The sequence below is a fragment of the Methyloprofundus sedimenti genome (genome assembly GCF_002072955.1).
Lineage (GTDB): Bacteria > Pseudomonadota > Gammaproteobacteria > Methylococcales > Methylomonadaceae > Methyloprofundus > Methyloprofundus sedimenti.
On the sequence record NZ_LPUF01000002.1, the window covers coordinates 12620 to 38927 of the forward strand.

The window sequence follows — 26308 nt, forward strand, 5'->3', positions numbered from 1 at the left end:
CCTTACTTTTCAAGCCTCTTTATAAAAGAATGATAACGGCAAGCGATGATAGAGCAAAAGCCATTCTGCAATGGTTAACAAATGATCTAAACCTGAATATAACGCAATTTGAATCTGCTTCCAGCGATGCCAGTTTTAGGCGCTATTTTCGCGTACTGCATCAACAACAACATTATATAGTCATGGATGCCCCCCCCGATAAGGAAGATACCGCTCCTTTTATAAAAGTCGCACAGCTATTTTCAGAAGCTCAGGTCAATGTACCCGATATTATTCAGCAAAATAACCAACAAGGTTTTTTACTACTCGAAGATTTCGGCTCCTCTTGCCTTTTAGACCAGCTAAATGATTCAACAGTAGAGATACTCTATAAAGCTGCATTAGACAGCCTGATCACGCTACAAAAAAATGTAGACATACACAGTTGTGCTTTACCTCACTACACCTCTGAATTATTGCAAACTGAACTACTGTTATTTAGTGACTGGTTTTTAAATCAGCAATGTAAACTGACGCTAAGCGATGCACAGCAAGCCCTTATTCAGACTACCTATGCCTTTTTAATAGACTCGGCACTACAGCAAACTCAGGTCTGCGTGCATAGAGATTACCACTCACGTAACCTAATGCACCTCGATAATAACAACCCTGGGATTATAGATTTCCAGGATGCCGTTATTGGCCCGATAACTTATGATGCGGTTTCCTTATTAAGAGACTGTTATATAAGCTGGTCAGATGCGCAAATTGAGCAATGTTTACAACCCTATTACCAGCAACTGAAACAAGCTAATCTCGTAGAATGTGATTTTAATCAGTTCAAGCGTGATTTTGATTTAATGGGCATACAACGACACTTAAAAGCGATAGGTATTTTTTCGCGACTTAATATCAGGGATGATAAAAGTGCTTACCTGGGTGATATTCCGCGTACTCTGAATTATGTCATCAGTATTAGTCAGGGTTATCCAGAATTAAAAGATTTTCATGCATTCTTAGTGGATATCGTATTACCCATCAGCAAGCGCGTCCTATGAAAGCGATCATTTTAGCCGCCGGGCGTGGCGAAAGAATGCGCCCGCTGACTGACCATATCCCTAAGCCTTTATTAAAAGCAGCTGGAAAATCACTTATCGAATATACAGTAGAGGCATTAGTAACAGCAGGTATTACTGATATTATCATTAACGTAGCTCACTTAGGCGAACAAATAAAACGCTGTTTAGGGGATGGTTCACTCTATCACGCTAACATTATTTATTCCGATGAAGGTGCAACTGGATTAGAAACTGCTGGCGGCATCAAACAAGCATTACCCTTACTGGGCAACGCCCCTTTTCTGGTGGTTAATGGGGATATCAGTTGTGATTTTCCTTTTCAGAGCTTAGTGAACAAAGAGTGTGATCTGGCGCATTTAATTATGGTCAATAACCCTGAACACCATCTTACAGGTGATTTTGCGCTAAATGCTCAATCCATACTGACATCTGAAGGAGCTCCTAAATATACCTATAGCGGCATAGGGCTTTATCACCCGGATTTATTTTCTAATATCAGTTACGGAAAATCCCCTCTTGCCCCTTTATTAAAAAATGCCATGCAAGTAAAACGAGTAACCGGCGAACTGTATCAAGGCTTCTGGATGGATATTGGCACACCGAAGCGTTTAGAAGAATTAAATACGTTAATAATAAATAATTTGCAGGGAACACAAACTCACCACAACATAATTCCAGCAAACGGGTAACTATGGACTTTTTTTCCCGTCCATCTATATTAGCGCTACTTTCCATCAGTGTGTTTTTATTGCTTTGGCAGGGTCTTGCCATTTTTTTAGACACCGTTACGCTGCCTACGCCTTTTGTGGTCGCACATGTACTATTAGAGGAAATAACCAGCGGACAATTACCCCATCATTTAAGTAAGACTTTGTATCGCCTCTTAGTTAGTTTCGGTATAGCCATGTTGCTAGGTTGCGCTATCGGCATCCTATTAGGGAGACACAAACAATTAGATTATTTCTTTGATAACTGGCTGGTAATTTTTCTGAATATTCCCGCTTTAGTCTCTATTATTCTTTGTTATGTCTGGTTTGGATTAACCGAGTCAGCTGCTATTCTTGCAGTTGTAATCAACAAATTACCTAATGTAATTATTACTATCCGTGAAGGCGCTCGCGCCCTGGATAGCGAATTATTAGATATGGCGCGATGCTATCGCTTTGGCAAAGCTAAAACCTTACGTCATGTAATCTGGCCGCAATTACACCCTTTTGTTATGGCAGCAACACGCTCAGGCCTGTCATTAATCTGGAAAATCGTTTTGGTTGTAGAAATGCTGGGGCGCAGTGATGGCATGGGCTACCAGTTACATTTATTTTTTCAGCTATTTGATGTAGCGAGCATCCTGGCTTATACGATAGCCTTTGTAACACTGATTCAAGCTATTGAACTATTAATACTCAAGCCACTGGATAAAAAGGCACAAAGGTGGCGCCGATGAATCAGGTAGCTATTCAAATTAGCGATAAATCGTATATAAACTCTAGCGACAAAACGACCAAACAAGTCATAAAAAACCTCCAGATCACCCTGGCTAACAATGAATTTGTTTGCCTGGTTGGACCGTCCGGTTGCGGTAAAACCACTTTATTAAATATTCTGGCAAAACTGGATACACAGTTTTCCGGCTCCATCGAATTACGACCTGAACACAGCCAGCCAAAAGTAGCTTATGTTTTTCAAAACCCGCGATTGCTGCCTTGGCGAACTGTATACGAGAACATTCAATTAGCATCCGCCGCTAAACCCGAAACTCTGGATTTCTTACTCGCCAGCATGGGTCTGGCAGATGAAAAAGACAGCTACCCGGAACATTTGTCTTTAGGTATGAGTCGCCGCGTATCTATTATTCGAGCGTTTGCCACTGCTCCGGACTTATTATTGATGGATGAACCTTTTGTTTCACTTGATCCACCCACGGCTCGTCAGGTACGTGAGTTACTGATTGATTTATGGACTAAACGTCCACATAAAATTTTATTTGTGACCCATGATTTACGCGAAGCCATCACCCTGGCTGATCGACTCATTTTTCTTAATAGCAGCCCAATGTCTGTGATCAGCGAAGTTCCTGTGACTATTCCCAGAAATAAACGTCATCAGGAAATCAAAATTGAGCAATTTAGACAACAGTTATTTATTGATTATCCGCAAATAGCTGAGTTATTATAGCGTTTCTGTATTCAATATTAATTATAATATCCTTACACGGAGAACGAGGCCTTATGAAAATATCTCTTATTATTAGCATCCTTACAGCCACACTCAGTCTAATTCCAGGCATTAGTTCTGCTAATAGCGACGATCCGAATTACCCCGCTGCTAACTTCAAGCCTAAGGTTGTTTTTCAGAGCGATGAAGCCATCAATGCTTCACGCTCCAGCCTATCAATGGGTGAAAAATCAGTTAATGACCCTGACTATCCTGCAGCAAACTTTGAGCCTAAAGTTCTATATCAGGATAAGGATGCCATCAAAACGACCAGCACTTCGACATTCAAAGGTGAAAAATCAGCCTATGACCCTGATTATCCTGCAGCAAACTTTGAACCTAAAGTGATTTATCCTTAACTCATATTGTTATTGAGTTATACCAGAGTTACATCAGGCTAATCTGGGAGGATGGGACTAAATCTCCCACGAGCTCCCAGAGGTCTAGTCACTAGCAAACAGATCTCGCATATAAATCTTACTCTCAACATCTGTAAAATCATCAGTCAGCACCAATCCACCTCCGATTTTTGCTTAAACTCAGGTCATTCATTTAGGCTATGTCACCGTAAAGTATGGAATTTCATATAACAAGAGCGTATAAGTAAATAAAGCCCATGTAAATTAAGGAGATAGTTATGAAAGCCCCAGAGTTTTTAGAGTTCATTTCCGAAATAAATCAACTTGACCACCATCAACGCACTGTTCTAACGAAAGCACTGGATCAACTAGAGGACGAACCTAAGGTTTTTGATTTAATTGAAACAATATTTGATAGCAAAGGTAAATGCCCTCATTGCTCCCATACCGAAAGCCACAGGCATGGAATAAAAGATGGCCTTCAGCGCTACCGCTGTAAAGCCTGCAAAAAGACATTTAATGCTTTGACAGGAACGCCTCTTGCTCATCTACGCCTCAAGTCAAAGTGGCTTGATTACTTAGGAGCTATCGCAGAATCATTGACTGTCCGGCAGGCAGCTAAAGAAATTAATGTGCATCGAAATACAACCTTTCGATGGCGGCACCGTTTTTTAAGCTGGATTCAGCAGGATCGTCCCAGTGCTCTTCATGGCATTACAGAAGCTGATGAAACCTACTTACTTGAGTCACATAAAGGAGAACGCCATCTCAATCGTCAACCAAGGAAACGAGGGGGCTGTGCGACTAAGCGAGGGATTTCTGATGAGCAAATGTGCATTTTAATTGCTCGTGATCGCTCAAAACAAACCGTAGATTTTGTGACAGGTAATGGCCCAATAAGCAAAATTGTTCTTGATACGCATTTAAAGCCAATACTAGACCAGGATGCCCTCCTTGTGAGTGATGGCAATCCAACTTATGGTGCATTTTGTAAAGCTGAAAAAGTATCTCATGAAATCGTTAACATGAGTCAAGGGCAGCGGGTGACTAAAGGGGCCTATCATATACAAAATGTCAATGCATACCACCACCGTTTTAAATCATGGCTAGACCGCTTTCATGGTGTAGCCACCAAGTATTTACCTAATTATTTGGCTTGGTGCAGAATTATGGATCGGAACCACAATCTAACCCCTGAGCAATTGTTACATTCTGCTCTGGGTGATTTTCAATACTTAACGGTGACATAGCCTTCATTTATAACTTTGAGTTAAGAGTTCACCCGCCTCAAAGACTACTTTGAAATTGGTAGCCTCAATATCTTTCGCTTTAATACATTTCGTAAACTCTTGAACAGAAGAAGCACGAAAGGAGAAAAGGGGTCAGAGAGAAAAGGGGTCGAGAAATGATAAAAGGGGTCAGGATAAAAGGGGTCAGGATAAAAGGGGTCAGTACCCTTTTTATGTAATATAAACATAACCATTTGTTTATATTGATTAAATTTCTTTAACCCTTAAAAAGGGCTCCGACCCCTTTTACTCGCTTTTACTGCCCCCTTTTACTACTTTCGTTTAGGTGATCAATTTGGCTAGAGCTTCCTTCAGATTCCGCATTGGCTCCCAATAACCGTGTTTCCCTGTTGGGTAGCTACCGGGAGTTTCTTTGGACACCCTTGCTTTCGCCTACTTTTTCGCTTCTCACAGGGCAAAGGCTGGACTTTCACCAGCTAGCTGACTATCATGCCAGTCACACCACAACGTATAAATGCTAAGTGGTTATGTAAAAAAAGAGAAATATAGACATGGATTTTAAAACACTAATGCTTAATTGGGAGCGCCGCTTTGATCGTGAGGTGATCGATCGGTTTCGTGACGGTCTCTTAGCTTATGCTAATGACCGAGAAAAGGAAGTTGGAGCAGAATACGCCAAAGAAGAACAAGTAAAAAGAGAAGATGAATTTGAACATCAATCATATCTTACCTTTCTTGAGGATGAAGCCTCATTCCTTGGCGAAATAATTGCATTGGGTGATGAGCTAGCCATTATCGCTCTATATAAGAAAATAGAATTAACAAGAAAACGAATCTTAAAGAGGTCATTTCCATCGCTAAACGAGAAGAAACTTTCAGACTTCGATTACATTAAAGGGACTTTGCTTTTTTTTGATATTGATCAAATAGATGGGGCTAGCGGTGCTGATGAGCTAAGACTGATTAACAACTCAATCAAACATCAAGGAAAAGTTTCAAGGCCGTTGGCAGCAAAGTATCAAGGCTGGGTTGAAGGAGAAGAGTTAAGAGAATTAGGAAAGGTGTATAAGAGGCTTGCTCCAGAGTCAGAAAAATATATCGCATCGCTCGTGGATGCCATTAACGCACATCATACAAACATCACATAACAAGGCAAATGCACTCGAACATCAAAAGCGCCGCTCGGCATAAAAAGGAAACATGATGACCTGGAAAGAAGCAGCTATTCAAGCATTAACAAGAATGTCGTTGCGTCATCACCAGAATGTTTTTAGTCGCACAAAGATTATTGAAGAAGAACTTAAGAATATCACACGAGATGTTGGTTCCATTGGGGCAACGCCAACACAAACATTAAGTAGAGTGCTTCAAGAGTTACGAGATGAAGGATATTTAGATTTTGATGGGCACGGTGGCTATACATTATTAAACAGCGCTTCTATTCCGGAATCTTCAGATATACCCGATGAATACTCTATTCCAGATCGAACTCCGACGACAGTTCATAGAATTATTCGAGACCCTAAAATTGTTTCCGAGTTGAAACGGCTGTATTCATTTCGTTGTCAGCTTTGTGGGATTAGAATTGAATTGCCATCAGGATACTATTGTGAAGCCCATCATCTGAAGCCTTTAGGATCTCCACACAACGGCCCTGACAGCCAAAACAACCTTATCATTGCATGTCCCAATCATCATGTAATGCTAGATTATGGATCTATTGAATTAAATAAATCTATACTGAAGTTAAACAATCATAATATCAACCAAGTATTTTTCGATTATCACAATAGGTATATATATCGTGCCGAATCCGATAAAAGAGGATAAAAAAGCAAGAAAAAGGAGTCAGAGCCCTTAAAGACATTAAAAACAAAAGGCTATAATTTTAAACATAACTTTGGTCATGGCAAAAAATATCTATCCTCATTATTGGCAATCCTGAATATTCTTACATTTTTAGTTCATACTGTGCTTGAGTGGTTTGATCAATGTTACGCGCTAATACGAAATAGCTTAGCAAGCAGGAAAACATTTTTTGATGATTTAAGAGCCCTCACCCGTTACATGGTTTTTGATAGTTGGCAAAAATTAATGGAATTTATGCTGGGAGGGCTAGACATTCCGATGCCGGAAATATGAAAAATCGCAAATTGAGAATTGCTCCCCCCCCCTAAGTGCCCCATCTTAAAATGGTAGCCGATGAGTGTACAAAAAAATGATGGAAATTACACCGTAAAATATACAAACCAAAACAAGGGATTTAAATGACCAAAAATAGTCGAAAAATACAATTTCTCCGTGAGAAAATTCCAACATTTGCATGTAAACCAGCGAGAAAAAGGGGTCAGTACCCTTTTTATGTAATATAAACATAACCATTTGTTTATATTTATTAAATTTCTTTAACCCTTAAAAAGGGCTACGCCCCCTTTTACTTTGAACCGCTAATTTTTTAACAAGCTGATTTTTTTGGGTAAAAGTCAGTGAGTGTTTTTGATAATACAGGAGAGTACATGACTGATCACATTCCGGATGATATATCCCCTGATGGGCGAGATCTGCGCGAGTATACCGATGAATTACGGCAAAACCACGCTATCGTAAAGAACACCTCAGGTGAATGGGTGTTACTTAAACATGCCGATGTTGTGGCTGCGGCTATGGATCATGAGAACCTTTCTAACAATGTCTCTGATTATCTTCAAATTCCAAATGGATTGGATGGCGAAGCGCATACTCACTATCGAAAAATCATCGATCAGTATTTAAGCGAAGAAGCGTTAGAACCTTACATCCCCGAATTCCAAAAGGTGGCAATCCAACTAATGAAAGAGCTGCCGAAAGGAAAAGTCTTGGATGCAGTAAATGATATTGGAGCAGTTTTTGCTGTGCGCGCTCAATGTGCATGGTTAGGTTGGCCCGCAAAATTAGAGCCGCGCTTGTTAAAATGGATGGCCGACAATCATGCAGCCACCCGTTCGAAATTTCACGATGAAATGGTAATTGTTGCAAATCAATTCGACGAAATAATTCGATCAATTATTCGACCTAAACGGGAAAGTCACGTACAAGAAAATAGTGATATAACCACCCGGCTTTGTCATGACGTAATATACGGGCGAGAACTAACGGAAGCAGAGTTAATTTCCATTTTGCGTAACTGGACTGGTGGTGATCTCGGATCTATCGCGTTATGTGTTGGTGTTATTGTGCATCAAATTGCACAACAACCAGAACTCATTGAGCAGTTGCAGAAAGCCGAAAATAGCGAAGTTGAAGCATTCATCGACGAAGTTTTGCGCATTGATAATCCCTTTGTTTCTAATCGACGAGTCACCACTTGTCCCATACAAATTGGCGGACAAGACATTCCAGAAGGTGCCAAGGTAAAATTGCACTGGACTTCTGCTAATCGTGATGAGGCAGTATTCAACAAAAATGAATTTTCCCCAGAAAAGAATAGGCCTAAAAATATAGTTTACGGAGCCGGTAAACACGCTTGCCCAGGTCGTTTGCTGGCAACCTGGGAGTTGCGCATTATGCTGCAGGCATTATTAACCTCGGTGCAAAACATTGAAATAGCTCATAACCAAAAAGTAGAACGAGAAATTGCTCCTCTCGGAGGATTTCACAGGGTTCCAGTTGTACTTTCTTAGTACGGGATCAAGGGGCTAGCAAGCAGGAAAACATTTTTTGATGATTTAAGAGCCCTCACCCGTCACATGGTTTTTGATAGTTGGCAAAAATTAATGGAATTTATGCTGGGAGGGCTAGACATTCCGATGCCGGAAATATGAAAAATCGCAAATTGAAAATTGCTGCCCCCCCCCTAAGTGCCCCATCTTAAAATGGTAGCCGATGAGTGTACAAAAAAATGATGGAAATTACACTGTAAAATATACAAATCAAAACAAGGGATTTAAATGACCAAAAATAGTCGAAAAATACAATTTCTCCGTGAGAAAATTCCAGCATTTGCATGTAAACCAGGGTGTCATGATTGCTGTGGCCCTGTCACAGCTTCTTCTGATGAAGTGGCTAGGTTACCTGTCAAAAGTGATAAGGAGCACGCTGAAGCCCTGGCTGAATTGAGTTGCCCTTATCTGGGGGATAAGGGCTGCGAGGTATATGAAGAGCGTCCTTTAATTTGTCGACTATTTGGGACAACACCCAGCTTACCATGCCCAAATGCTTGCGGCCCTAGTGAAATTATTGCGCCAAAAATAGAACAGAAAATACACAGTTTCCATGCGCAAACTCGTCAAGTTCTACTTTGAGTCCCCAGAGATCAAGGGGTCAGTCAGCAATACCGCTACCAGTGGCACATCAAGCTCTTGAATTATAATGATTAAGTCCGTATTGTTGTCACGTTTCCTGATAGCAGGGGCACTTTAAAAACAATGGCTTGAACATTTGTATAGTAAGTTTATGATGTGATTTTTAATAAACCTTCTTCGCAAGCTACTGTTTATTACTATAGTGTCATTTTTCGCAAAATCCATAACTGATTAATTTATTAAATATTAAAATGACTGGTAGCGGTATTACTGTCTGACCCCTTGATTTTCTGACCACAGCATGGTGAATTTCATGACTAAAGAAACAAGGCCACTCGTAGTTATATTAGTCCATGGTACTTGGGCAAAAGAAGCAACGTGGGCACAAGAAAAAGAGGCACTATCCAATGCGTTAGAACGCATTGAAGGGGTAAAAATAGTTCGCTTTAATTGGAGTTCATGGAACCGATTTACCACACGAAGGAAAGCAGCACAAGAGCTAGCCGAAGTCATAAAAGAGCACCGCAACGCGGATCAATTCATAATAGCTCACAGTCACGGTGGCAATATTGCTCTTGCTTCGCTTAAAGAAGATGAATCTCTAGTTAAGGGGGTAATTTGTCTAAATACACCATTCTTCACAGTTCTTAGTCGTGACAATAAATTTTTTCTCAATTATTTATTTGGCATTATTCTACTTATGCCGACATTTATTCTTTTCGGGCTTTGGATATCATGTAACTGGCATTGGCTGACTTTGTTTGCAGGTGGTATCCTCAATCTGCCGTTTATCCCGCTATTTATTTGGTTTACAGATACATGGGTTCCAAAGCATACAGCTTTTCTGCGAAAACAACTTGAACTCCCTGTTTTAAAAAATACGCCTGTGTTGTGTTTGACAACTCCAGACGACGAGGCATTTGGTTGGCTTGGATTATTGGAGTCAATTTCAAATATTCCTCGACTTCTTACTGCGCAATGGATAATTATTGTCTATATAAGTATTACATCTTTATTGCTTATTGCTGGGATACTTCCAATTATTGCTGTTCCCTGGGAGCCGTGGCTCACGTCATGCGAGAAACCTGATAATATTTTCGCAACATATATGTTGTTTTTCTTATCATTAAACTACTATATTTATTTTAGTTATCTGGTTTGCGGTATTGCGACGATGCCGTTTTCACTTTTGTTACAAGGCATTTCCCAAGGCACATGGATGTTGCCATTTGCCGGAGTGCTTCATCGGATAGTTATCTCACTAGTGCCGGTTGGCAGTAATTCAATAGAGTTTTTTGAAAAGGATGTTGCGGGTACAGGCATAAAACATAGTCTGTTATATAAAGATCCAGAAACAATAAAATTTATTATAGACTGGATAAATAGACAAAGAGGTGTATAGCGGGATCAAGGGGGGGGGAGCAGCAGCCAGCTTGATTTGCCCAGTATTTCGTGCTCAGCTTTATCCACAAAACCGTGAAGTGGAGTATAGTTGGCAAGCATTTACGATTATTATTTTTTTATTCAATCACTTATAGTGTTTTATAGCGGTCAACTGCGGTTTCCAGGTTTAATAAAAAATCGACACAAAGCCTTCACGCTTCGGATAGCATCGAAAATTGAACTGCTGAAGCCATTAGGAACGTTTTTAAAAATTCGCCCTCAAAGTATTTGCAATGCTTATATCATTTAAGTAATAATAATCAGTTACACTATTTTTATACGTTATATACAACGGACATTCAGTTTCAAAAAGCGGAATGTAAGTTTTGGAAGATGCCATGAAAAAAACCATGTACGAAAAGATCTGGGACAGCCATCTTGTGGCTGAAATTGCTGGTCAGGCCCCACTATTATATGTTGATCGTCATTTGATGCATGAGGTAACAAGCCCGCAAGCATTTGAAGGATTAAGACTTGCAAAACGCAAAGTGCGTAATCCTCATAGCATTCTGGCAACTATGGATCATTGCGTGCCGACTAAAGATAGAGACTTGCCTATTAGCGACCCCATTGCGAAAAAGCAGATAGAAACGATGGCTGATAACTGCGAGGAAAATGGTTTAAATCTTTATGATATGAAAAACCCAAATAACGGTGTTATTCATATCGTTGTTCCGGAGCATGGTTTTGTCCATCCGGGTATGGTTGTGGTTTGCGGTGATAGTCATACAGCAACACATGGTGCTTTTGGTGCCTTAGCTTTTGGTATTGGTACATCTGAAGTTGAACATGTGATGGCAACCCAAACATTGCCACAACAAAAATCAAAAACCTTATTAATTCAAATTGACGGCGAATTATCCAAATATGCATCAGCTAAAGATATAGCGCTGGCAATTACCGGAAAAATTGGTACCGCCGGCGGCAATGGGCATGTTATCGAATATGCGGGAAGCGCCATTCGCAAGCTGTCTATGGAAGGCCGTATGACCCTTTGTAATATGGCGATTGAAGCGGGTGCCAGAGCAGGTTTAGTTGCGCCTGATGAAAAAACTTATGCTTATTTGCAAGGTCGTGAATTTGCCCCTTCAGGCGATAACTGGGATAAAGCATTAGCTTACTGGAAAACCCTGCCCAGTGACGAAGGTGCTGAATTCGATATGGTCGTTACCTTAAATGCAGCTGATATTGAACCTCAGGTTACCTGGGGTACATCACCTGAACAAGTAACAGGCATCACGAACAGAGTCCCCGCACCTGAAGATTTTGATGATAGTATCAAACAACAGGCATGTGCTAATGCCCTGGAATATATGGGATTAACAGCGCATACGAAAATGACTGATATTCCTGTAGACTTGATTTTTATTGGCTCATGCACCAACGGACGTATTGAAGATTTTCGTATTGCAGCTGAAGTGACCAAAGGAACAAAAGTAGCGGCCAATGTAACAGCTATTGCCGTACCCGGTTCTTATCATGTTAAAAAACAAGCGGAAGAGGAAGGTCTGGATAAAATTTTCATTGAGGCAGGCTGGGAATGGAGAGACCCCGGTTGCTCTATGTGTCTGGCAATGAATGGTGACGAACTTACTGTAGGACAACGTAGTGCATCCACTTCAAATAGAAACTTTGAAGGCCGCCAGGGTAAAGGCGGAAGAACGCACCTGGTCTCACCAGCTATGGCAGCTGCTGCGGCGGCGGCGGGTCACTTTGTTGATATTCGCAACCTTTAAAGAATAACGGGAAACTATTATGCAAGCCTATAAAAAACATGAAAGTATTGCTGCTTTAATGAACCGAAGCAATGTCGATACAGACCAGATTATTCCAAAACAATTTCTAAAAAGAGTAGAACGTACTGGCTTTGGACAACACTTATTTCACGATTGGCGTTTTAATGACGATGGCAGTGACAATGCCGAATTTGAACTTAATAAACCCGTCTTTAAAGGTGCTAACATACTTGTTGCCGGTGATAACTTTGGATGTGGATCTTCTCGTGAGCACGCGCCCTGGGCAATTGCTGACTATGGCTTTAACACTATTATCTCTACCAGTTATGCGGATATATTTTACAACAACTGTTTTAAAAACAGCATACTGCCTATCATTGCGACTAAAGTGCAATTAGCCAGTTTGATGGATGAAATTTCAGCCAATGAAGGGGTTAAATTTATTGTTGATCTGGAAAATCAACAACTCACCACACCGGCAGGAAATGGCTTTAAATTTGATGTAGACCCTGTGCGTAAAGAGAATTTACTCAAAGGGCTGGATGATATTGGTATGACGTTACAGCATACTGATTTAATAGATCAGTATGAAGTTAAACATAAACAAAGCTTTCCCTGGCTTTGGGTTTAATTCGCAACCACTAGTTCCCATGCTCTACGCCACTGCCATTAAGTTAAGGGGTAAAGTTATAATAAACAGTACGTTACATTGTAGAGTGGGTTAGCTTATCTAGCGAAGCGTAGATAACGTAACCCAACATATATGCTAAACGAAGCTTGTTGGGTTACGTTTTTATTGCTTGGCAAAAAAATCTAACCCAACCTACTGTGTAATGCATTGATTATGAAATAATAAATTCTTAATTTAATGGCAGTGGTGTTCTGCGCGGGAACTCATACCGAAACGCTCGGCGTCCCGTAACGCAAAATGTCATAAACCGCATTCACACAGAGCGTGGGAACAAGAACATTATTTGTTATCCTAAAATGTCAGGTTACTTTATCTGCACTACCTTTGATAAGCTAACCCAAGCTACATCATCCTTTTATTTTCAAGGCAAACAATATGTCCACGCAATCCAGACACATCCAGTTAATGGACACAACTTTACGTGATGGCGAGCAAACACAAGGGGTTTCCTATGCTCCTGATGAAAAGTTAAGTATCGCCAAAGCACTCTTGCAGGCACTGCAAGTAGATCGAATTGAAGTCGCCTCTGCACGTGTATCAGAGGGTGAAAAGCATGCTGTAAAACAAATTAATGACTGGGCACGCAAAGAAGGCTTTGATGGCCGTGTCGAAGTATTAGGGTTTGTTGACCATACCCTTAGTGTCGACTGGATATTAGAGGCAGGTGGGAGTGTTATTAACCTGCTCACTAAAGGCAGTGAAAAACACTGCCGGGATCAGCTAGGCAAAACACTGCAGCAACATGTAGATGATATTCTTAAAACAGTTGACTATGCTCTGTCAAAAGGCTTAACAGTCAATGTCTACCTGGAAGACTGGTCAAACGGTTATCGCGACAATCGGAATTATGTTTTTGCTTTAATGGACAGCTTGCAGCGTAATGGCATCAATCACTTTATGTTACCCGACACTTTGGGTGTCATGTCTCCGGAAGAAGTTTTTGAAAACCTAAGTGATATGTGCAATAGATACCCTGAGTTGCAATTTGATTTTCACCCGCATAATGATTATGGCCTGGCAACTGCCAACGCGATGGCAGCTGTACGTGCAGGAATTAACTCAATTCACTGCACTATAAATTGTCTGGGAGAAAGAGCAGGTAATGCCTCACTCGCTCAGGTAAGTGTCGTATTGCGAGACAAAATGGACATGGAGCTATCTATTAATGAAAGTCATTTAATGCCTACCAGCCATTTAGTAGAAAACTTTTCCGGTAAACGCGTTGCCGCCAACGCGCCTATTATTGGCACTGACGTTTTCACACAAACAGCGGGTATCCATGCCGATGGAGATCAGAAAGGCGGCTTGTATAAAAGCAAATTAGTACCTGAACGCTTTTCACGTATTCATAGCTATGCACTAGGAAAAATGAGCGGCAAAGCCTCGCTAAAAAAGAACCTGGAATTGCTGGAGCTAGACCTGTCTGAAGAAAACCAGAAGAAAGTCCTGGCCAGGATTGTAAAGCTAGGTGATTCTAAACAAACGATTACCACTGAAGACTTGCCATTTATTATTGCCGATGTTTTGGAAAGTAAAAATTATCAGCATATCAAACTTATTAATTGTTCGATTACCAGTGGTTTTGAACTGGAATCAACCGTGAGCTTGCGTGTTGATGTTAACGGTAAACGGCATGTTGCCTCAGGCTGCGGAAACGGTGGTTTTGATGCTTTTATCGATGCGATCAACAAAGTGATGAAGCTGCATGATTACACCCTGCCTGAATTATTGGATTATGAAGTAAGAATTCCCAAAGGCGGCCATACTAGTGCTCTCACAGAGTGTGTTATTACATGGGATTGTGATAATCATAAGCGTAAAACACGCGGCGTTCATTCCAATCAGGTTTTTGCTGCTATTTTGGCGGCATTGAGAATAATTAATATTCAATTACATGAGAAAAAGCAAAATGGGGAACCATCTTAACCGCCTGTTTTTATTAAAGCCGTAGGCTGGAATACGCTATCTATCTATACAACGTTAAAAAAGCTAAACCAACCTACAAAACTCAAATATAAACCATCAGTATTAAAATTGTTTATCCAACCTTAGGCATTTTTGATAATTTCTCTACCACCTTGTCTCCAAACTCTATTGTGCTAATCATATTAACACCTGAGCCCGGTTTGGATAGATCTGCAGTAGAAAAACCGTCAGCAAAAACACCTTGCATTGCAGCCCAGACATTTTTTGCCTCATCAGCCATATCAAAACTGTTTTCCAGCATCATGGCAACCGAACCAATCATGGAATAAGGGTTGGCTATATTTTTTCCTGCTATATCAGGTGCAGATCCATGCGAAGGTTCATAATAAGCTTTATCATCGCCTATACAAGCCGAAGGCATTAAACCAAGTGAACCAAGAATACCGCCGCCCTGATCACTTAAAATATCGCCAAACATATTTTCCATCACCATCACATCAAACTGTGTTGGTTTTAAACATAATAAAGTCGCTGCAGCATCAACCAGAATATTAATGACTTCGATTTCAGGATATTCTACAGCCACTTCTTCTAGAATTTCATTCCACAATACACTGGATTTCAATACATTACTTTTATGAATATTATGTAGTACTTTTTTCCTGTGGCCGGCTAATTTGAATGCCTGATGCAGAATCTGACGAATCTGATTTTCATCATATTCCAGAGTTTCTTTTACATAGCGTAGGCCATCTTTATTTACGCCCATCTCCTTTTCACCAAAATATAAACCACCGACTAGCTCACGCACAATAATGATGTCGATCCCTTCGCCAATAATTTCTGCTTTTAAAGGTGAAAAATGCGCCAATTCTTTCGGCAAGGAAACAGGGCGAAAATTTGCATAAGTATTGTAACGACGACGCATGGGCAATAATGCACCGCGCTCAGGCTGTTTATCAATAGGAATATTTTTTGATTCCTCATGACTTAAACCAATAGGGCCTTTAAGAATCGCATCGGCACTATCACAGATGTCCTTGGTTTCTTGCGGAAAAGCATCTCCAGTTGCAAAATAGGCACAGGCTCCAAACAGCGCAGGCATTAATTCAAAGCTGACATCGTTACGCTCTTCAATAAGTTTTAAAACCTTCACTGCTTCCCGTGTGATTTCCGGACCAATTCCATCACCTGCCAAAATTGCGATTTTGTAATTCTTCATTATTTACCTTTAAAATATTCGTTTAAAAATTCTATAGACCAGCCATGACAGATCTAGTCAATAACTGACCATTCTACCTTATCTATGGCGGTAATTATCAACAATAATTTGAGCAAATAATGCCCATAAAATGAGTTAATCATTACCAAACAAATCTCGCGTATAGACCTTGGTCTCAACGCCCTTAAGTTCATCAGCTAAACAGTTAGCGACAGACAGTAATACCTGCATTCTTAGATTCAACTAATAAGTACAATTCATTATTCTCATAAGCACTTTGTTTATCCAGAGTTGCGCTAAAATTAATCAATCTGTTTTGCAAACTTCTTCTATTTCAGAATCGGCGCTGGATGACTTTTTCACATGGAGTAAATCAATTTTCTCGGTAATAATATCAACGGCAACTACCTCATGATTTTGTGCTAAAAACATTGCGTTAAATATGCTATGCAATGCAAAAAAAATTCATTGCATTATCAACACTGCCCAGTTCTGGAGGAAAAAGCAATGCGCATTATAAAAGGATAAATCACCCTAAACTGGCAAACAGATGACTCTATCAATAGTCATGCTATGATAGTTTATGCTGACAAGTTAGCTTTCTACACCTAAGTTATTAAACAAGATTTACAGACAAACTACCGGCTGATACTCTAGGACGCACTTTAGTCCGCTTACTTAAGTAATCTCTGTAAGCTCTACAGCACTACTAATGCTTAAATTTTTTTTAGTAATACTTTTAGATTGATATAGCACATATGAAATTTTGGGAAACAAAAAAACTTTCGGAAATGTCCACTACAGAGTGGGAATCCTTATGCGACGGCTGCGCTAAATGCTGCTTAAATAAACTAGAGGACGAAGATAGTGGCGAAATATTTTTTACCAGTGTTGTTTGTGATTTAATCGATCTGGATACTTGCCGTTGTACTCATTATTCAGAACGTACTACATTAGTCCCTGAATGCATAGATTTAAAACAACACGACTTTGCTGAATATACCTGGCTCCCCGCCACCTGCGCCTACCGCCTACTTAGTGATGGAAAGCCTCTACCTAATTGGCATCCCTTAATCTCTGGCACTCAGGAAAGTGTCAAAGACGCTGGGGTATCAATTAGTAGTTTTGCCATGAAAGAGTCTCAAATCGATGATCTGGAAGACCATATTATTGAATGGCTAGATTAAACAATATCATTAGAGAGTTGTAGACTGGCTAATTCCAGCATAGTCAGCCTATGCTCAGAATAATTACCTGCATTACCTTTTTATAAAGTCTTCCCTGAAATTCTTATAGCGGGGCATTCAATTCTCAAACTTAAACATTAAAACTAACGCAAATATAAAACTTCTTTCAAAGTACCGCTAATTTTTCATTCCTGCCCTTAGCTTGTTATGTTAGTCTTATCCACTATCAACAATTGACCCGGAGTCCTAATGCCTACAGTTAGTTTAAAGAGTAAAGTACCTGATTTTTCAGCAATGTCCACCGGAGATAAAAGCATTCAGCTTTCCGACTATAAAGGCAAATATGTGCTGTTGTATTTTTATCCAAAGGACAATACACCTGGCTGTATTACTGAAGGACAGAATTTTCGTGATCACTACGACCAGTTTACACAATTCAATACCGTAATTCTTGGAGTCTCTCGTGATAGCGTGCGCGTGCATGAAGGCTTTAAATCTAAGCAGGGATTTCCTTTCGACTTACTCTCTGATAAAGAAGAAGTGTTATGTAACTTGTTCGATGTGATCAAAATGAAAAATATGTATGGTAAGCAGGTTCGGGGCATAGAGCGAAGTACATTTTTAATCGATCCAGAGGGAAAGCTTATTCACGAATGGCGCAAAGTAAAAGTGAAAGTTCATATGGATGAAGTTTTACAAAAATTGGCTGAATTAGGAGAGTAATTAATGAATATAAGTGCGACAAAAAAATTATTTGTTCTAGATACTAATGTTTTAATGCATGATCCTGCTGCTTTATTTCACTTTCAGGAACATAACATTTTTATTCCCATGATTGTTCTGGAAGAGCTGGACCATGCTAAAAGAGGCGTCTCAGAAGTCGCACGCAATGTACGCCAGGTCAGTCGCTTTATTGATGATCTATTAAAAGGTACGAATCCGAACGATATTAAGCAAGGCTTAGCTTTGTCTCAATTGCAAAGTTCGGGGCAAAAAGAGAATGCTCTGGAAGGTCGCTTATATCTACAAACTCAACAGATGACTGCAGCTTTACCTGATTCAATGCCCGGTAGTCTTGCAGATAATTCCATTTTAAGTATTGTTCTGACTCTACAAAATCAATTTCCTGATACGCATATCATATTAGTCTCGAAAGATATTAATATGCGCATCAAAGCTGCAGCTCTGGAATTAAAGGCAGAAGATTACCATACCGATCAGACCCTGGATGATATAGACCTACTCTATAGTGGTGCAACTGCCCTGCCCGATGATTTCTGGGAAACGCATGGCAACAAAATGCAATCATGGATAGAACAAGGACGGACATACTACAAACTTGAAGGCCCATTGGTAACTGACTGGCATCCAAACCAGTACCTGTATATTGAAAATAATTCAGATTTTGAAGCCATTGTGCGTTCAGTTGAAAATGATAAGGCAACATTGGAACTGGCGATTAATTACCGCGAAGGACATCGTTCCGTCTGGGGTGTATTTGCCAAAAACAGAGAGCAAAACTTTGCTTTTAATGTACTTATGGATCCAGATATTGATTTTGTCACTTTACTTGGCATAGCTGGAACAGGAAAAACATTATTAGCTCTGGCTGCAGGGCTAACACAAACCATGGACGATAAGATCTATCACGAAATCATTATGACCCGTGAAACAGTTCCTGTAGGTGAGGACATCGGCTTTTTACCCGGCACTGAAGAAGAAAAAATGGCTCCCTGGATGGGTGCGCTGATTGATAATCTGGAGTTACTGGGTAAGCAAGAGGAAGATAGTGACTGGGAAAAAGATGTTACTAAAACGATCTTAATGAATAAAATTAAAATTCGTTCACTCAATTTTATGCGCGGCCGTACTTTCTTAAACCGCTATTTAATTATTGATGAGGCACAAAATCTCACACCTAAACAAATCAAAACGTTAATTACCCGAGCAGGCCCCGGCACCAAAATTATCTGTATCGGTAATTTATCACAAATTGATACCCCCTATTTAACAGCCACCAGCTCAGGATTGACCTATGTTGTGGACAAGTTTAAGTCCTGGAGTCACGGTGCCCATATCACTCTAAAACGAGGTGAACGCTCACGTCTGGCAGACTATGCATCTGATGTATTATAAACTTGCGTACAGAATAATTAGTAATCCAGTGAGAGCGAACTTGAGTCCATTCTATTCAACTACGCAACTTTCTCGATAAATACTCAAAGTCCGAGCGTAAAAACAAAAAATAAGTTGTATTCTCAATTGACATATCTTGTTAACAACAGTAAGTTAGCAGGCTGATTTAAATAGTAACCCTTTTTTTCTTTAACATTAAAAAGCCGTTTAATTAAGAGTCCCCAATGGAAGAATTTCACCGTATTAGCCGTCTACCACCTTATGTCTTTAACATCGTTAATGATTTGAAAGCAAAAGCACGAGCACAAGGCGAAGATATTATTGATTTTGGCATGGGGAATCCTGATCAGCCTACTCCCAAACATATAGTCGATAAAATGGTAGAGGCCACATTGCGTCAGGATACGCATCGTTATTCCGTTTCCCGTGGCATACCCCGGCTGAGGCGAGCCATTGCCAATTGGTATAAAAAGCGTTTCGATGTTGATTTAGACCCAGAAACTGAAGCGATTGTTACTATCGGCTCAAAAGAAGGACTGGCACATCTGGCTTTGGCTACCTTGGGTCCTGGAGATACCGTTATGGTACCCAATCCAGCTTACCCGATTCATCCTTATGGTGTGGTTATTGCCGGTGCTGATTTGCGCCACGTAAAAATGGTACCCGGTGTAGATTTTGTAGATGAATTGCATAAAGCGATTGCTGAATCCTGGCCAAAACCCAAAATGCTCATTCTTAATTTCCCGGGAAATCCGACATCACAATGTGTTGAGCTGGATTTTTTTGAGCGTATTATTGAAGTCGCAAAAGAGCATAAGATATGGGTAGTACATGACATTGCTTATGCTGATATCGTATTTGACGGATATAAAGCACCGTCTATTTTGCAAATTCCAGGAGCAAAAGAAGTCGCTGTAGAGTTCTTTTCTTTATCTAAAAGTTACAATATGCCTGGCTGGCGTGTCGGTTTTATGTGCGGTAACTCCGAGTTAGTTGCTGCTCTTGCACGCATTAAATCCTATCTGGATTATGGCATGTTTACACCCATTCAAATTGCTGCAATTGCCGCATTAGAGGGGCCGCAGGATTGTGTAGCCAACATTTGTGCCATGTATAAAGAACGCCGTGATGTACTTTGTGATGGCTTAACCTCAATAGGCTGGAAAGTAGAAAGGCCAAAAGCTACCATGTTTGTCTGGGCACAGATTCCTGATGCATACAAAGAAATGGGCTCTCTTGAATTTTCCAAAAAATTAATCAATGAAGCCAAAGTTGCAGTATCACCAGGTATTGGTTTTGGCCATTTTGGTGATGATCATGTACGCTTTAGTTTAATTGAAAATGAACACAGAACCCGTCAAGCTGTGCGCGGAATTCGTGCCATGTTTAAAAAAGATGGCCTGATTTAGGAACCATTCATATTGTATGGCTGGGCATTAAGTCCGCCTGCCATACAAACTGATTTAAAAAACCTGTGCAAATGCTTGGGTTACACACAAGAAATTTAGTTATATCTGCCTAGGAGTTTGATTTGAAGCCAGTAAAAGTTGGTGTTTTAGGTTTAGGTACTGTCGGTGGCGGTACGGTAAATGTTTTAAAACGCAACGCACAAGAAATCTCACGTCGTGCTGGAAGAGAAATTATGATCACCCACGCTTCAGCGAGAGATCTTACTCGAGAACGTATTTGCGACACACAAGGCATCACGTTAAGTACCGACCCTTATGAAATCATCAATGATCCTGAGATCGAAATCGTCTTAGAGTTGATGGGTGGAACCGATCTGGCTAAAGAGCTGGTTTTACAAGCGATTGCCAATGGCAAACATATTGTTACCGCAAATAAAGCACTGATTGCACTACACGGTAACGAGATTTTTGCTGCTGCAAGCAAAGCTAATGTCATGGTTGCTTATGAAGCAGCTGTTGCCGGGGGTATCCCGATTATTAAAACCATACGCGAAGGACTAAGCGGCAACCAGGTCAACTGGTTAGCAGGAATCATCAATGGCACCGGCAATTTTATTCTGACCGAAATGCGTGATAAAGGACGCGACTTTGCTGATGTACTCACAGAAGCACAAGCACTAGGTTATGCAGAGGCTGACCCAACTTTTGATGTCGAAGGTATCGATGCCGGGCATAAACTAATGATCCTGGCTTCGATTGCATTTGGCATTCCACTGCAGTTTGAAAATGTATATACCGAGGGAATTACTAAAATCACACGTGCCGACGTGGAGTATGCGGGAGAATTAGGCTACCGTATCAAACATTTAGGTATTGCTCGTAAAACAGCAAACGGCATAGAACTTAGAGTACACCCTACCCTGATTCCCGAGCGGCGATTGATAGCCAATGTTGACGGAGTGATGAATGCTATTTTAGTGCAAGCCGATGCGGTTGGTCCTACCCTTTATTATGGCGCTGGCGCTGGCTCTGAAGCTACTGCCTCCGCTGTTATTGCAGACGTAGTCGACGTGGTTCGTGCTTTAGCTCTTGATGCTCAAAACAGAGTCCCTTACCTTGGTTTTCAAGAGAGCGAGATTAATAATTTACCGATACTGGCGCCTGCAGAAATAGAAACAACCTACTACCTACGTCTAACCGTTGAAGATAAACCCGGCACTCTAGCTGATATTACGGGTATTTTGGCTAAACAAAACATTAGCATCGAAGCGCTGATACAAAAAGAACCAAAACAGGGTGAAACCAGAGTATCTATCATTATGCTCACCCAGAAAACAATTGAAAAAGAAATGGATGCAGCCATTTCTGCAATCGAAAATTTATCGTCTGTTACTGGACAAGTAACACGCATCCGTCTTGAAACATTAGGTTAATGATTATGGCAACACAAACACATTACACAGGTTTAATTGAACGTTACAGAAACCGTCTTCCTGTCAGTAATTCAACTCGCGTTATTAGTTTAGGTGAGGGTAATACACCACTGATTCAACTGCAAAATATTCCCAGACTCATTGGTAAAGATGTTGATATTTACGTTAAGTACGAAGGTTTAAACCCCACTGGTTCATTTAAAGACCGTGGCATGACTATGGCTGTGACTAAAGCGGTTGAAGATGGTAGCAAGGCAATTATTTGCGCTTCTACAGGAAATACCTCGGCTTCTGCAGCAGCTTATGCAGTACGTGCGGGTATTTCTGCCTTTGTCTTAATTCCAGAAGGAAAAATTGCTCAAGGAAAACTGGCGCAGACTTTAATGTATGGTGCACAAATCATCCAGATCCGTGGTAATTTTGATCAAGGCATGAGCCTGGTTAAGGAAATAGTTGACCACGCGCCTGTCACCATCGTAAACTCAATTAACCCGTTCAGAATTGATGGTCAAAAAACAGCTGCCTTTGAAATTGTTGATGAGCTAGGTAAAGCCCCGGACTACCATTGCCTACCTGTGGGCAATGCAGGTAATATCACCGCTTACTGGAAAGGCTACAGCGAATACGCAACTGAAACAAATGGCCTCGCTGCTGTCTGTGCAAAACGCCCTGTCATGTGCGGCTATCAAGCAGCAGGCGCAGCTCCTTTTATCGCGGGTAAAATGATCGATAATCCTGAAACTATTGCTACCGCTATACGCATAGGTCATCCACAATCATGGGACTTTGCCTGGAACGCGCAAAAAGAATCGGGCGGCTGGTTTGATAGCTTTACTGATGCAAAAATACTGGCTGCTCAAAAAATGCTGGCAAGCCACGAAGGTATTTTCTGTGAACCTGCATCCGCTGCTTCATTAGCAGGCGCATTAAAGGATATAGAAACAGGTAAAATTCCTGAAGGCAGCACCATAGTCTGCACCTTAACAGGAAATGGCTTAAAAGATCCGGAAACAGCTATTTCACAGTGTTCTGACACACACCCTGTTTCAATCGATGCAACCCTGGAAGCCGTAAAAAAAGCAATTCTGGATAATATGTAATAGCATGCAAAAAAACCGTAGGCTAGGTTAGATTAACAAGCGTAGCGCAGATAACGTAACCCAGAAAACAGTGCCGGGTTACGTTTTTTAAAGCTACGCAAAAAAAAATCTAACCCAGCCTACGTGTTTACTTGATTTAAAAAATAAGGAACACCTTCGATATGAGTAACGTATTCAGTTTCACTGGAATAATAGGCAGAGATGCCGAAGTCAGAACAACACCTAATGGCCAGACAGTACTAAATGTCACAGTAGCAAACAATATTGGCTTTGGCGAAAAACAACAAACAATATGGGTTCGTGTTGCTTTATGGGGAAGACGTGCAGAAGGCCAGCTGCACAATTATCTTAAAAAAGGGCAACAGGTATTTGTCTCAGGTGAATTATCCCAAAGAGAATATCAGGCAAATGATGGCACGACCAGGTCTAGCCTTGAGTTGAATGCCAATATTATAGACTTGGTTGGTAAAAGCAGTGCAGCCCAACCAGCGCAGCAAAATTACCAGCCAAAACAATCAGCACCCATACAATCAAGTTATCCTGCAAATGACGATTATGATGATGTGCCCTTTTAGGAGAGACCTGGAAATAAATCAACAGCTTGTTTTCAGGAATTTCCTGCGACCCGTTGGTTAATACCATAGCAACGCCTGGAAAATTTTAACTGATCACTTTCTTGTTATCTACAAATCGCTCACTGATGCCAAACCTGTTTGACTACCCCGAAACATATAATGGTTTAATAAAGGAGGGCATTTCTAAAAACTGGTTTACATTACCATTAGAGCGCGAATATGAGCAATGCAAACAAGCAATACTGTCTACTAATACTCATTGAAACATAATTTTTCAGTCCGGGAAAAAATCTTCGTTGTTTAGTACACTCGGTTTAGGCGCGGTTAAGCCAAAATGTTGATAGGTTTTTCCTGTGACTACACGACCTCTCGGCGTACGCATGATAAAACCCTGTTGGATTAAATAAGGCTCTAGCACATCTTCTATGGTGCCACGTTCCTCACTAATTGCTGCGGCCAGGGTATCCAGTCCAACTGGGCCACCATCAAAATTATCGATGATGGTTTTTAACAGACGCCTGTCCAACTGATCGAAACCACAATGATCAACTTTTAACATGCTTAGAGCCTGTTGTGAAATACCTTGATCAATAGTACCATCACCTCTCACTTCGGTATAATCGCGTACCCGTCTTAATAAACGGTTGGCAATACGAGGAGTACCGCGCGAACGTTTAGCAATTTCATGAGCACCTTTTTTGTCAATTTGTATTCCTAAAACTTTGGCTGAACGGGTGACGATATGCGTCAACTCATCGACAGTATAAAACTCAAGTCGTTGTATGATACCGAACCTGTCACGTAAGGGTGATGTTAAAAGGCCAGCTCTTGTGGTTGCACCGACTAAAGTAAAAGGCGGTAAATCCAGTTTAATTGATCTTGCTCCCGGTCCTTCACCGATCATTATATCGATTTGGTAGTCTTCCATAGCCGGATACAGAATTTCTTCGACTACCGGGCTCAAGCGATGAATTTCATCAATAAACAAAACATCATGCGCTTCAAGATTGGTTAATAAGGCGGCTAAGTCACCCGCTTTATCAAGTACAGGCCCTGATGTCTGGCGTAGATTAACATTCATTTCATTGGCGATGATATTTGCCAGTGTGGTTTTTCCCAGTCCCGGCGGGCCAAAAATAAGTACATGATCCAGCGCTTCTTTACGCGCCACTGATGCCTGAATAAACACTTGCATCTGCTCACATAAAGCTTCTTGTCCGATATAATCATTTAGGGTTTTCGGTCTGATTGCACGGTCTTGACGCTCCTCATCTACTTGTCCGCTAGCACTGATAATACGATCGGTTTCAATCATTTATCTAGCCGGGGTAGACACCTGTTGATAAGTATCTATCGCCACGATCACAGATTATGGCAACTATGGTCGCATTTTCAACTTCCTGTGCCAGCCTTAGCGCTGCGGCAACCGCGCCACCAGAGGAAACACCCGCAAAGATACCTTCTTTAGCGGCTAAATCACGCATAGTTTGTTCAGCCGTATGCTGGTCAATATTTATTATTTTATCAACACGAGACGCTTGATAAATTTTAGGCAAGTATTCTTGTGGCCAACGGCGTATACCAGGGATCTTTGCACCATCTTCAGGTTGCACACCGACAACTTGAATATCCGGGTTTTGTTCTTTTAAAAATTTCGATGTCCCCATAATAGTGCCTGTCGTGCCCATAGCACTTACAAAGTGTGTTATTTGTCCGTGGGTGTCTCGCCATATTTCAGGACCAGTACCTTCATAATGAGCCAGAGGGTTATCAGGATTCGCAAATTGATCTAATATACGCCCCTTTCCTTCTGCCTCCATTTTCCTGGCTAAATCTATCGCAGCTTCCATACTGCCTTCTGCAGGGGTCAGGATTATATCTGCACCATAAGCTTTCATGGAAGCACGGCGCTCCGTACTCATATTATCCGGCATAATCAAGGTTAAATGATAACCCTTAATTGCGGCTGCCATGGCCAAAGCAATGCCTGTGTTACCACTGGTTGCTTCGATCAAATAATCACCTGGCTTAATATCTCCACGCGCTTCGGCATGCTGAATCATACTTATTGCCGGACGATCTTTCACTGAACCAGCAGGATTATTACCTTCAAGTTTAACTAAAACAGTATTAGAACCTGGCTGAATTAAGCGCTGTAATTTAACTAACGGTGTGTTGCCTACAAAGGCTTCTATGGTTGAATAAGTCATAAGCAAAGGCGAAAAGAGCGGACTTTAGTAGTTCGCTATGGTCGATATAAATGGAGCGGATTAATGCCCGCTCTACCAG

Annotated in this window: 24 protein-coding genes and 1 pseudogene; 22 read left to right on the forward strand and 3 right to left on the reverse strand. The window is 40.9% G+C overall.

Annotated features, from left to right (window positions below):
* Positions 1-29 precede the first annotated feature (29 nt).
* The 15 genes and pseudogenes from AU255_RS12930 to AU255_RS13000 all read left to right on the forward strand — a co-directional run bounded on the left by AU255_RS12930 (position 30) and on the right by AU255_RS13000 (position 14957).
* On the forward strand, positions 30-1037 hold the full coding sequence (locus AU255_RS12930; RefSeq protein WP_080523373.1) for an aminoglycoside phosphotransferase family protein: 1008 nt from the start codon (positions 30-32) through the stop codon (positions 1035-1037).
* Positions 1034-1747 carry an N-acetylmuramate alpha-1-phosphate uridylyltransferase MurU gene (gene murU / locus AU255_RS12935; protein WP_080523374.1) on the forward strand — a complete coding sequence of 238 codons (714 nt, stop codon included), beginning with the start codon at positions 1034-1036 and terminating at the stop codon, positions 1745-1747. Before AU255_RS12930 ends, murU begins: the two co-directional genes overlap by 4 nt.
* Before the next feature lie 2 nt (positions 1748-1749).
* On the forward strand, positions 1750-2502 hold the full coding sequence (locus AU255_RS12940; protein WP_080523375.1) for an ABC transporter permease: 753 nt from the start codon (positions 1750-1752) through the stop codon (positions 2500-2502).
* Positions 2499-3233, forward strand: coding sequence for an ABC transporter ATP-binding protein (locus tag AU255_RS12945; protein ID WP_080523376.1), 735 nt, complete (start codon positions 2499-2501; stop codon positions 3231-3233). Before AU255_RS12940 ends, AU255_RS12945 begins: the two co-directional genes overlap by 4 nt.
* Positions 3234-3286: 53 nt before the next feature.
* Complete coding sequence (locus AU255_RS12950; protein WP_198942636.1) at positions 3287-3631, forward strand: hypothetical protein; 345 nt, start codon at positions 3287-3289, stop codon at positions 3629-3631.
* Positions 3632-3909: 278 nt separating this feature from the next.
* Positions 3910-4881: an IS1595 family transposase gene (locus tag AU255_RS12955; RefSeq protein ID WP_080522391.1), complete on the forward strand. Its 972-nt coding sequence runs from the start codon at positions 3910-3912 to the stop codon at positions 4879-4881.
* Positions 4882-5432: 551 nt separating this feature from the next.
* The gene (locus tag AU255_RS12960) at positions 5433-6029 is read left to right on the forward strand and encodes a hypothetical protein (RefSeq protein ID WP_080523377.1); all 597 of its coding nucleotides are present in this window, start codon (positions 5433-5435) and stop codon (positions 6027-6029) included.
* A gap of 55 nt (positions 6030-6084) precedes the next feature.
* Positions 6085-6711 carry an HNH endonuclease gene (locus tag AU255_RS12965; RefSeq protein WP_080523378.1) on the forward strand — a complete coding sequence of 209 codons (627 nt, stop codon included), beginning with the start codon at positions 6085-6087 and terminating at the stop codon, positions 6709-6711.
* 9 nt (positions 6712-6720) lie between these two features.
* Positions 6721-7023: pseudogene (locus tag AU255_RS20845) on the forward strand (ISNCY family transposase); the annotation flags it as partial.
* A 374-nt stretch (positions 7024-7397) separates the two neighbouring features.
* Positions 7398-8540: a cytochrome P450 gene (locus AU255_RS12975; RefSeq protein ID WP_080523379.1), complete on the forward strand. Its 1143-nt coding sequence runs from the start codon at positions 7398-7400 to the stop codon at positions 8538-8540.
* Between the two features lie 267 nt (positions 8541-8807).
* The gene (locus AU255_RS12980; RefSeq protein ID WP_080523380.1) at positions 8808-9161 is read left to right on the forward strand and encodes a YkgJ family cysteine cluster protein; all 354 of its coding nucleotides are present in this window, start codon (positions 8808-8810) and stop codon (positions 9159-9161) included.
* 313 nt (positions 9162-9474) lie between these two features.
* Complete coding sequence (locus tag AU255_RS12985; protein WP_080523381.1) at positions 9475-10563, forward strand: esterase/lipase family protein; 1089 nt, start codon at positions 9475-9477, stop codon at positions 10561-10563.
* 379 nt (positions 10564-10942) lie between these two features.
* Positions 10943-12340, forward strand: coding sequence for a 3-isopropylmalate dehydratase large subunit (leuC, locus tag AU255_RS12990; RefSeq protein WP_080523382.1), 1398 nt, complete (start codon positions 10943-10945; stop codon positions 12338-12340).
* Between the two features lie 19 nt (positions 12341-12359).
* Positions 12360-12971 (forward strand): 3-isopropylmalate dehydratase small subunit, encoded by a 612-nt coding sequence (gene leuD, locus AU255_RS12995; RefSeq protein ID WP_080523383.1) that lies wholly within the window; start codon positions 12360-12362, stop codon positions 12969-12971.
* A gap of 435 nt (positions 12972-13406) precedes the next feature.
* Positions 13407-14957 carry an alpha-isopropylmalate synthase regulatory domain-containing protein gene (locus tag AU255_RS13000; protein ID WP_080523384.1) on the forward strand — a complete coding sequence of 517 codons (1551 nt, stop codon included), beginning with the start codon at positions 13407-13409 and terminating at the stop codon, positions 14955-14957.
* A 112-nt stretch (positions 14958-15069) separates the two neighbouring features.
* Here AU255_RS13000 and leuB read toward each other — a convergent pair whose 3' ends face one another.
* On the reverse strand, positions 15070-16179 hold the full coding sequence (gene leuB, locus AU255_RS13005; protein ID WP_080523385.1) for a 3-isopropylmalate dehydrogenase: 1110 nt from the start codon (positions 16177-16179) through the stop codon (positions 15070-15072).
* Between the two features lie 749 nt (positions 16180-16928).
* On the opposite strand from leuB, the gene AU255_RS13010 reads away from it, so the two are divergent.
* The 7 genes from AU255_RS13010 (at position 16929) to AU255_RS13040 (ending at position 24019) form a co-directional block, all read left to right on the forward strand.
* A complete protein-coding gene (locus AU255_RS13010; protein ID WP_198942648.1) occupies positions 16929-17366 on the forward strand; it encodes a YcgN family cysteine cluster protein in 438 nt (145 codons plus the stop codon).
* A 249-nt stretch (positions 17367-17615) separates the two neighbouring features.
* Entirely contained in the window at positions 17616-18089 is a 474-nt protein-coding gene (locus AU255_RS13015; protein WP_080523387.1) for a peroxiredoxin, read from the forward strand.
* A gap of 3 nt (positions 18090-18092) precedes the next feature.
* Positions 18093-19502: a PhoH family protein gene (locus AU255_RS13020; protein ID WP_080523388.1), complete on the forward strand. Its 1410-nt coding sequence runs from the start codon at positions 18093-18095 to the stop codon at positions 19500-19502.
* Positions 19503-19726: 224 nt separating this feature from the next.
* Positions 19727-20911, forward strand: a complete 1185-nt coding sequence (gene alaC, locus AU255_RS13025; RefSeq protein WP_080523389.1) for an alanine transaminase — start codon at positions 19727-19729, stop codon at positions 20909-20911.
* 122 nt (positions 20912-21033) lie between these two features.
* Complete coding sequence (locus tag AU255_RS13030; RefSeq protein ID WP_080523390.1) at positions 21034-22344, forward strand: homoserine dehydrogenase; 1311 nt, start codon at positions 21034-21036, stop codon at positions 22342-22344.
* Between the two features lie 5 nt (positions 22345-22349).
* The gene (thrC, locus tag AU255_RS13035; protein ID WP_080523690.1) at positions 22350-23444 is read left to right on the forward strand and encodes a threonine synthase; all 1095 of its coding nucleotides are present in this window, start codon (positions 22350-22352) and stop codon (positions 23442-23444) included.
* 161 nt (positions 23445-23605) lie between these two features.
* Positions 23606-24019: a single-stranded DNA-binding protein gene (locus AU255_RS13040; protein ID WP_080523391.1), complete on the forward strand. Its 414-nt coding sequence runs from the start codon at positions 23606-23608 to the stop codon at positions 24017-24019.
* A 274-nt stretch (positions 24020-24293) separates the two neighbouring features.
* Here the strand turns inward: AU255_RS13040 and ruvB are convergent, their stop codons facing one another.
* Together ruvB and cysM are read right to left on the reverse strand one after the other, a co-directional pair.
* Complete coding sequence (gene ruvB / locus AU255_RS13045) at positions 24294-25331, reverse strand: Holliday junction branch migration DNA helicase RuvB (RefSeq protein ID WP_198942649.1); 1038 nt, start codon at positions 25329-25331, stop codon at positions 24294-24296.
* Positions 25332-25338: 7 nt separating this feature from the next.
* On the reverse strand, positions 25339-26229 hold the full coding sequence (gene cysM / locus AU255_RS13050; protein ID WP_080523393.1) for a cysteine synthase CysM: 891 nt from the start codon (positions 26227-26229) through the stop codon (positions 25339-25341).
* Positions 26230-26308: the final 79 nt, after the last annotated feature.